Below are 7772 nucleotides of genomic sequence, written 5' to 3'. Positions count from 1 at the left end.
CCTCCTATGTTTGTATAAGTTATAATTTGCTTTATCTCAAATATTATCTTAGCCATAAAGTGAATAAGAATGAGAGTTGAATAAAAATCCAATAGTTCAAAGAAACATATTCGGCGCAAGAAACGACCTCATTCTTTTTTTATCTTTTAGAGTCAGAGCAGAATGTAAGGAATTAAAAACCCCATTTAATATCCAGAATATCCAATCAGGAGAAAAGACGAAGGAAGATATCTCACTTAAAAAGCAATAAAAGATGAAAGTATTAAAACAAGTAGCCGGTATAGATGTGTCTCAAAAAGAATTAGTAGTTACTTTAGGTTGTCTATATGAAGATCAAACTATAAAATTTCTAGCTTATAAGGTATTTAAAAACACAGATGTTGGAATCCCATTATTGATTAATTGGATTGAAAAACAAAGTGTTGAAGATCAGGAAATTCACTATGTTATGGAAGCCACAGGGGTTTATCATCAGAAGTTCGCTTATTATCTTGCTGAGAATAATAAAAAGGTCTATATCGTTTTGCCCAATAAAATAAGTAGCTACCTAAGAACTCTTGATATAAAAACGATAACTGATAAAAGTTGTTCTCAGGCTATTACTCAGTTCGGTCTTGAAAGAAAATTAAATCACTGGAAAAAACCTGATCAGACTTATAATGAGCTGCAACAGCTTACCAGAGAGCGTGATCAAATTGTTCAGGAGCGGAATGTGATAAAAAATCAGCTTCATGCAGAAACTATTCAAGCTTCTCCTCATTTAAAAAGTATAGAAAGAATGCAAGCTCGTATGAATTTGCTCAATGCTCAAGAAAAAGCAATAAAGAAAGATATCGATAGTATTATCAATACTAATCCTGTGATAAAACAATTGATAGAACGACTTACAACAATACCGGGAGTTGGTGTTTTAACTGCGGTTACTGTTTTGGGAGAGACCAATGGCTTTGAACTGATTAGAAACAAGTCTCAATTATCAAGTTATGCAGGGTTAGATGTTAGAGAAAAACAATCTGGAACGTCGGTAAAAGGTAAATCACGGATATCAAAAAAAGGAAATAGAATGTTAAGGAAATGTTTGTTTTTGCCGGCTTTAACAATTGTGAAGTGGGATGATAACTTCAAAGAAGTTTATATAAGACTCACTTCAAAACATGGAATAAAAATGAAGGCTTTAGTAGCAATCCAAAGAAAAATATTAGAATTGATCTATATTCTTTTTAAAAATGAAACCGTTTATGACGGTAAATATAAATCAAAAAATAGCGTGAAAACTGAGATAGTATAGCACGCTACAGAGTCTAGCTCTAGGCCGACTTAAAAAACAAATTTACAAAAAAATATAAATATTATTTGCAGGTTAACACAGAATCTTGCGCCTTAAAGCATCATGCATGTAAAAAACTTTCGCCTTAGCGTTTTCCCAACACTCCAGAAACAGAAAACGCAGCCCAAAATGGACCACGTCTTCTTCGTAAATTCAACCCTATATGACAAGTGTTATCCTTCCCAGGCTTCCACTTTTACAATTTCAATTTTTCTTTCCCCTTCTCTGAACGGCCAGTCGATGATATCACCTACTTTATACCCAACTACAGCCAAAGCTATATCTGAAAGAATGGAGTGTTTATTTTTCTTAAGTTTTTCTCTGGTAGAAGGCACAAAAATATATTCATGCTCAAAATCCAGGGTGTGATCTTTTAAAGTCACCTTTCTGTTAACTGTTACAATATCTTCTGGCAGATCTCTTCTTAGCACCTGCTTGGCTTTTCTCAGTTCATCAGCTAACCTTTTCTCTTCTTCGATGCTTACTTTTTTTCTTCTGAGTGTATCTTTTATAGCATCATAAATTCCTGTGGTTACCGTAATATGATCGGACATGTTTTCAATTTTTAAGATTAGAAATGCAGTATTTCCAGAACGATCCAATGTAGAATTCAGGCATAAACCTGCCTCCTTCCATAGAAAACCGCAAAAAATAATAAATAAAATCCGGAATAATTTCCCTGTCTTGGATCCTGACAGGGCTTAATTGATAAAGTCCTTGGAACTTTTCAGAAAAGAATCAGTATGTAAATACAGTAATGACAGCAACAATCCTGTTCCTCTGCGTTCTGCCGATAAAAAGATGGTTGCTGTCATTATAATGTTGTTGTTAATTCTAACAAAGATAGGACTTAAAAATGGAATGTAGCAACTCCACTTAAAGAAACTCTGGTTAAACCTTCTTTTGCATCGCCCAGCTCCATTGTTGTTCCATTAATTTTCATTTTGGTTAATGTTCCTGCTGTCATACTTAGTTTAGGTCCTATAAAAATATGGTCAGATAGTGCATATTGATACCCCACACCAGCATCCAATCCTATACTGGATCCGGTTCCTTTTACATTACCGGTTTTTGTGGTATAGGAAATAATCCCTAATGATCCATCAAAAAACAGTTTATGTTTTGTTGGCTCACTATAATTAGAATACATGATAGAAGTCCCAATAAAAGTAATATTATCTGTTGTACTTACAGGCACAGAGATAGTACCTCTTTGAGAATTATTTACAGTGATCATTCCATTGCTTGATGCGCTGTAATTTGAAAATTTCAGTCCGATTCCCACCTTATTGATGTGATAATAAGCAGAAAGATCAAAGTGAAGTCCACTTTTTAATCCTTTGATATAGTCTTTTTCTTGTTTTGAAAATTCTGAAGGGGTTTCTGCTACTCTCCATCCATATCCTACAGAAGGAATAAATGAAAATTTTTGGGCAAAAGAAAATAAAGAGGTCGAAATAGCTCCCAGTAGCATTAGTTTTTTAATCATTTTTGAAAAATTTTCGGCAAAAATAGGGCTTTCAGTGAAAGAACCAACTAAAATTTAAACCTCCTGTTTTCTTTTTTATCGGAAAGCTTCTTTTTACTATCTAATCTTTTTTGTTTTTGGGCTCTGGAAGGCTTAGTAGCCGTTCTTTTTTTAGGAACTATAAGTGCTTTATTTACAATCTCCGTTATTTTTTCGATCGCCTTATTTTTATTCATTAGCTGGGTTCTGCTTTCTGAGACTGTTAGAAATAAAAATCCATCTGCGTTGATTCTGTTTTTAAGCTTTTCTTTAATTAATGCTTTTTCATCGTCATTAAAAAATTCAGAAGTCATCACTTTCCAAAGTACAGTTACCGAAGTCTCTACTTTATTGACATTCTGCCCTCCTGCTCCACTGCTGCGAGAAGTTTTGAAACTGAGTTCTTTTGAAAATTCTTTCATTGTTTTTTAATTTTGAGAAGTGAAATTATGCAATCCTACTTCTTATTTTTTTCACTGATAAGTTTATGTAACTCCATTCTGCTGACTTTTCCATTAGGGGTTCTTGGTATTTCATCGATAAAAATAATTTCTTTTGGTTTGTGGAAGTTTTTATCAAAATTAACTTCTGAAATTTTTTGAATAACCTCATCTGATGGACTTCCTTCAATGATCAAGATCAATTTCTGGCCCAAACTTTCATCGGGTAATCCTACAAAGACAGCTTCATTAGGAATTTCTTTTTTGACCAATTTCTCTAATGTTTCCGGAAAAACTTTTGCCCCACCGGAATTAATTACATTATCTATTCGTCCCAGAAATTTAAATTGTTTATCATTTTTAATCTCAACTAAATCATTAGTTACCAACAGTTCAGCATTCACATTAGGAGCAAAGATACTCAAGCAACCCCTTTCATCCAGGGAAATGGAGACATTTTCAAAAATGGTGAAATAGTCTTCCGGCTCAGGCATGAGTTGCTTCAAACCGATATGAGAAAGTGTTTCAGACATACCATATGTTTCAAAGATTCGGTTTGAACGGTTCAGATTCATCTGAAGAATTTTACTTTTCAAACTTTCAGAAACAGCGGCACCACCAATAATCAAATTTCTGATTAAATGCAGTTTGTGCAATGAATTCTCTACTTGAAGTGGAGTCATTGCACAAAAATCGACTTCCTGCTCCAGATTTTCAACAGGTCGTAACGACGGTTCGCTCACTATTAACCTGAGTTTTCTTTGCATAGAGCGTACCACCATCATTTTACCGGAAATATATTCTACCGGCAGGCATAATAATGCAGTACCTCCTTCTTTTAACCCTAAAAAATTGCAGGTCATTATCGCAGAATTAATCATTTTCTGTTTTTCGATCCCAAAAATTTTAGGCACTCCTGTAGAACCGGAGGTCTGTACTTTTACAGTTTCTCCTTCAGAAGCCCATTCTTCTATAAAATTTTCAACTTTTTTTTCAAATTCCGAATGGAAGGATAATTGTTTAATATTGAGATTATTGAAGTCTATCAGCATGTTTTCCGTAAATAAAATCTACAGTAAATTTAAAAAAAAATTCAAAAAGTTCTTGCATCTAAAGAAAAAAGCTGTAAATTTGCACCACTAAAACAAACAGACTCATGGTGTAGCGGTAACACTACTGATTTTGGTTCAGTCATCTGGGGTTCGAATCCCTGTGAGTCTACAAACCACCCTTTTTAAGGGTGGTTTTTGTTTTTATAATGATTCATAAAAAAACAGATACTAAAATACCTGTTTTTTATCTTTCAATTTTCTTAGTTACACCCTCTACAATAACTTTTATCAACATATTCTTTATTTCCACCCGAAGATAGATAATAGCATCCGCCTTTCTCACCCGTATAAAGTGCATGACCGTTATATTTACAATATTCCGATTCCCCATCACTTCCTCCACAAGAATAAATGACAAATATTGACAGCAATACAAGCAACGCAATTAATTTTTTCATGTTTTCAGATTTTAATTTTCACAAAGCTATATCGAGATTCAAGAAAAAAAAATACGGAAACCATAAGAAATATACCCGGCTTGTTTTCTAATAGGATTTATTATTTGTTCATAAGAAATAATGATGGTGGTTAATATTTTTTATTTAATACAATCTATAATATTTTTAAAAAGTGCTGCCAAAGAGATTACAATTAATAAAACAGCAATAACCCATCCTCTATAATAAAGCATTTTATCATACATAGAATCATCATCTCTTTTCACGTTAAAGACATTTTCTTTAGAACTTAATTTAAAATACATCAAAACTAAGCCTATTAACAATGTTATCAATGCCATTTTATTTAATCACTATTTTTTATTCTTTTAAATATAAATTCTTTGTTGTTTTTGATAATAAGCAATGTATCACTGTTGGCTTTTTTAATAATTTTAAAGGGAAGATTAACTCCTCGCCAATAAACAGGAAACTCATCATTGCCAAAACTACCCGGTTTCAAAAGATTTCTTTCACTTAAACTTTTTGAATAATAAATAAAATTATACTCTTTATTAGCATAATACTTTTTATTAATCTCAAATTCATAACCTATATCATATGAGCCTTCACCTTCTAAAACAGTATTGAATGCATATTTATTAAAATCCTCTACCTCTTTTTCATTCTTATTTATACACTGACAAACAAGAAAAATATAGATTATAAAAATAAAAATTGTGACATATTTCATCATGTATTATTTTTCATAATAATATTATGTTTCCCCAGAAACTTTAGTATTGAAGCTAGTTTATACAGATCATAATCCATCATCTCACGTTCTCCATCTCGAACTTTTTGTAAGAATTCCCAATCCGTAGTAAGACTCCCCATAGTAAGTTGAGCAGGTTCATCATAAGGATTATATAGCTCTTCATCCAGAATATTCCAATACAAATCATCTTCAAGCTTCACAACCTCATTATCATCTAGTTTTTCCAATTCATCAGATAGAATATTGAGAAGTTTCCTGATGTCTAAAATATTCATACCCTTATTTTCCATAACCACACTTTATTAATTAGATTGATAGATTCCCAACAATTCTACCCTTTAAGTGCATTCAATACTTCAATAGCCTGTGCAGTATCTTTTTCATCTACAAAAATGTGATCGTGAAAATAGGCTGCAACTACATTACAACTAATCCCTGCATCGCTCAAAGCTTGTGAAAATTTTGCCGTTAACCCAACTGCAGATAAAGAGGAATGAACCTTTAAAGTAATCCATGAAGCCACATAGCTAAATTTTAAATTCAGTTCTTCCGCATCTTCTTTTTTCACTACAACTGTTATACTTTCGGCTTCCTTAAACAGAAACAGGATTTTAGAAAAAGGAATATCATCAATCTTATCCACCGTACAATAAACGTACTTTCCTTCATTCAATGCAGGATTTAAATTTTTCAAAATATTATTTAAATTCACCTCACCTTCCATAATTAATTATTTTTTTAGCTAAAAAATTTATTTGTTTTATTTTAATTGTTGATTAAACTATAGCAACATTCTTTTCCAAATCAGAATATACTCTATTTACTGCTTTTATAACGAAACGGAATTTTCACAATATCTATTACTTTCTCTCCTTTATTATTCTTTCCTATTACCCATTTTATTTTCTCTGTAGATTTTGTAGCTGCTGTTTTAACTTCATTATTAAATATCTCATTTTTCCCATAAGTGGAAATATTGATTATATTACCTTCATCATCTACTTTTACAATCAATTCTGTGGTAAGAGTTCCTGACAAGGAGGCTAAAGCAGCCTTATTTAGATTTTGCTCAATCTTTTTGACAAATGCTTTATTTCCATCAGGAAACTGAGCAGGGAAAGGATTAACAGGTGGTGGAGGAACGGAGAAATCCTGTGATTGCTTTGACTCATATTTGTTGACCAGTTTGGTTTCTCCTTTATTTGAGTTTTTTTGAGAAAATACTATAGTGGATATAGTTATACAGGTTATTAGTGCTACTTTTTTCATATTTCTATGGGTATTTAGAAGTATTTCATTCTTACTCTTATCAGAGCATCAATTACTTTAGTCTACGGCTAATTTAAACAAAAACAATTGAAAGAAAAACCGAGAATAAGAATTAAAAATTCTTGAAAATTATTTTAGAATATATTTTAACGAGAAAATCTATTGGGATGAGTTTAGCAGCCTTATCAAGGCTTTGAACCTTGAAGGCCCCTTAATTCAAAATCGCATTTTGTTTAATTAAAATAAAAAAAGACCTCCAATGGAGATCTTTATCATTATTTACTAATCACTTATTTTTGAGATCATCTATTTCTTCCTGTATAGATCTGATTTTATCTCTAAGCTCTTGGCTTACTTTTCCGGGAATCTTTTTAACTTTTCTAAGATCTAAAGCCAACATAATAGAAGCTATTCCCATAAAAATAAAAGAAACTCCAGTTAATGTCACCAATGAAATCCCTGTAAATACGGGATTAAATATTAATAGCAGAGAAAAAATAATACCTCCTACACTTGCTAACGCTACATTTCCCCAGCTCATTATTTTCATGCTTTTCAGATCAAAAGCAAAACCTAGCAGCTGAAAAGAACGAAACAATAGGGTGAATCCTACCACAAAAGGAAGAATAGACATTGAAATTTGTGGATAAGCAATCAGATAAATTCCAATTGCCGTGGTAAGCAGTCCACTTACAAGGAACCAGCCCCAGCCCTGAAGAGATTTGCTGTTTTGTATCGAAAAAAAGATTTCCGTAATCCCCGAAAATAGGAATGAAACACTAAAAAAGATAGACAATGTTACATATGTTGCTAACGGTACACTAAATACATAGAAACCGCAGATCAGAAAGAGAATTCCAAAGATCAATGGAATATACCAATGTTTAACTGTATTGGTAAGTGTTTGAAATAGATTAGCCATAGGAGTGTTTTTTTAAGTGTGCCTACTTTGTGATGCGGTG

At 32.3% G+C, this 7772-nt stretch carries 12 protein-coding genes and 1 tRNA gene; 2 read left to right on the top strand and 11 right to left on the bottom strand.

Annotated elements, in window-relative coordinates:
- Positions 1 to 253: 253 nt before the first annotated feature.
- Positions 254 to 1288 (top strand): IS110 family RNA-guided transposase, encoded by a 1035-nt coding sequence (locus tag AC3HD6_RS13125; protein ID WP_488896434.1) that lies wholly within the window; start codon positions 254 to 256, stop codon positions 1286 to 1288.
- 212 nt (positions 1289 to 1500) lie between these two features.
- Here the strand turns inward: AC3HD6_RS13125 and AC3HD6_RS13120 are convergent, their stop codons facing one another.
- From AC3HD6_RS13120 to AC3HD6_RS13105, 4 genes are all read right to left on the bottom strand, one after another.
- Positions 1501 to 1881, bottom strand: coding sequence for a GreA/GreB family elongation factor (locus tag AC3HD6_RS13120; RefSeq protein WP_488896737.1), 381 nt, complete (start codon positions 1879 to 1881; stop codon positions 1501 to 1503).
- A 296-nt stretch (positions 1882 to 2177) separates the two neighbouring features.
- Positions 2178 to 2816 (bottom strand): hypothetical protein, encoded by a 639-nt coding sequence (locus AC3HD6_RS13115; RefSeq protein WP_488896736.1) that lies wholly within the window; start codon positions 2814 to 2816, stop codon positions 2178 to 2180.
- Between the two features lie 47 nt (positions 2817 to 2863).
- Positions 2864 to 3256: an alternative ribosome rescue aminoacyl-tRNA hydrolase ArfB gene (gene arfB, locus AC3HD6_RS13110; protein ID WP_488896735.1), complete on the bottom strand. Its 393-nt coding sequence runs from the start codon at positions 3254 to 3256 to the stop codon at positions 2864 to 2866.
- A gap of 35 nt (positions 3257 to 3291) precedes the next feature.
- Positions 3292 to 4326 (bottom strand): AMP-binding protein, encoded by a 1035-nt coding sequence (locus AC3HD6_RS13105; protein ID WP_488896734.1) that lies wholly within the window; start codon positions 4324 to 4326, stop codon positions 3292 to 3294.
- Between the two features lie 98 nt (positions 4327 to 4424).
- Between AC3HD6_RS13105 and AC3HD6_RS13100 the strand changes: the two genes are divergently transcribed.
- Positions 4425 to 4495, top strand: a tRNA-Gln gene (locus AC3HD6_RS13100).
- A 91-nt stretch (positions 4496 to 4586) separates the two neighbouring features.
- Here the strand turns inward: AC3HD6_RS13100 and AC3HD6_RS13095 are convergent.
- From AC3HD6_RS13095 to AC3HD6_RS13065, 7 genes are all read right to left on the bottom strand, one after another.
- Positions 4587 to 4784, bottom strand: a complete 198-nt coding sequence (locus tag AC3HD6_RS13095) for a hypothetical protein (protein WP_488896733.1) — start codon at positions 4782 to 4784, stop codon at positions 4587 to 4589.
- Positions 4785 to 4924: 140 nt separating this feature from the next.
- The gene (locus AC3HD6_RS13090) at positions 4925 to 5125 is read right to left on the bottom strand and encodes a hypothetical protein (protein ID WP_488896732.1); all 201 of its coding nucleotides are present in this window, start codon (positions 5123 to 5125) and stop codon (positions 4925 to 4927) included.
- Between the two features lie 5 nt (positions 5126 to 5130).
- Positions 5131 to 5520 (bottom strand): hypothetical protein, encoded by a 390-nt coding sequence (locus AC3HD6_RS13085; protein WP_488896731.1) that lies wholly within the window; start codon positions 5518 to 5520, stop codon positions 5131 to 5133.
- Positions 5517 to 5831, bottom strand: a complete 315-nt coding sequence (locus AC3HD6_RS13080) for a hypothetical protein (RefSeq protein WP_488896730.1) — start codon at positions 5829 to 5831, stop codon at positions 5517 to 5519. Before AC3HD6_RS13080 ends, AC3HD6_RS13085 begins: the two co-directional genes overlap by 4 nt.
- A 41-nt stretch (positions 5832 to 5872) precedes the next feature.
- Complete coding sequence (locus AC3HD6_RS13075) at positions 5873 to 6265, bottom strand: ACT domain-containing protein (RefSeq protein ID WP_488896729.1); 393 nt, start codon at positions 6263 to 6265, stop codon at positions 5873 to 5875.
- 92 nt (positions 6266 to 6357) lie between these two features.
- Positions 6358 to 6810 (bottom strand): hypothetical protein, encoded by a 453-nt coding sequence (locus AC3HD6_RS13070; protein ID WP_488896728.1) that lies wholly within the window; start codon positions 6808 to 6810, stop codon positions 6358 to 6360.
- Positions 6811 to 7096: 286 nt separating this feature from the next.
- Positions 7097 to 7732, bottom strand: coding sequence for an HdeD family acid-resistance protein (locus tag AC3HD6_RS13065; protein ID WP_488896727.1), 636 nt, complete (start codon positions 7730 to 7732; stop codon positions 7097 to 7099).
- Between the last annotated feature and the right edge of the window lie 40 nt (positions 7733 to 7772).

This window comes from Chryseobacterium sp. II3a (assembly GCF_057815135.1).
Note: the sequence above shows the minus strand (reverse complement) of the source record. Positions and strands in the feature narration are given on the sequence as shown.

Coding starts and splice junctions, on each gene's coding strand:
- AC3HD6_RS13125 (WP_488896434.1), top strand. CDS start 254: ATGAAAGTATTAAAACAAGTAGCCGGTATAGATGTGTCTCAAAAAGAA.
- AC3HD6_RS13120 (WP_488896737.1), bottom strand. CDS start 1,881: ATGTCCGATCATATTACGGTAACCACAGGAATTTATGATGCTATAAAA.
- AC3HD6_RS13115 (WP_488896736.1), bottom strand. CDS start 2,816: ATGATTAAAAAACTAATGCTACTGGGAGCTATTTCGACCTCTTTATTT.
- arfB (WP_488896735.1), bottom strand. CDS start 3,256: ATGAAAGAATTTTCAAAAGAACTCAGTTTCAAAACTTCTCGCAGCAGT.
- AC3HD6_RS13105 (WP_488896734.1), bottom strand. CDS start 4,326: ATGCTGATAGACTTCAATAATCTCAATATTAAACAATTATCCTTCCAT.
- AC3HD6_RS13095 (WP_488896733.1), bottom strand. CDS start 4,784: ATGAAAAAATTAATTGCGTTGCTTGTATTGCTGTCAATATTTGTCATT.
- AC3HD6_RS13090 (WP_488896732.1), bottom strand. CDS start 5,125: ATGGCATTGATAACATTGTTAATAGGCTTAGTTTTGATGTATTTTAAA.
- AC3HD6_RS13085 (WP_488896731.1), bottom strand. CDS start 5,520: ATGATGAAATATGTCACAATTTTTATTTTTATAATCTATATTTTTCTT.
- AC3HD6_RS13080 (WP_488896730.1), bottom strand. CDS start 5,831: ATGGAAAATAAGGGTATGAATATTTTAGACATCAGGAAACTTCTCAAT.
- AC3HD6_RS13075 (WP_488896729.1), bottom strand. CDS start 6,265: ATGGAAGGTGAGGTGAATTTAAATAATATTTTGAAAAATTTAAATCCT.
- AC3HD6_RS13070 (WP_488896728.1), bottom strand. CDS start 6,810: ATGAAAAAAGTAGCACTAATAACCTGTATAACTATATCCACTATAGTA.
- AC3HD6_RS13065 (WP_488896727.1), bottom strand. CDS start 7,732: ATGGCTAATCTATTTCAAACACTTACCAATACAGTTAAACATTGGTAT.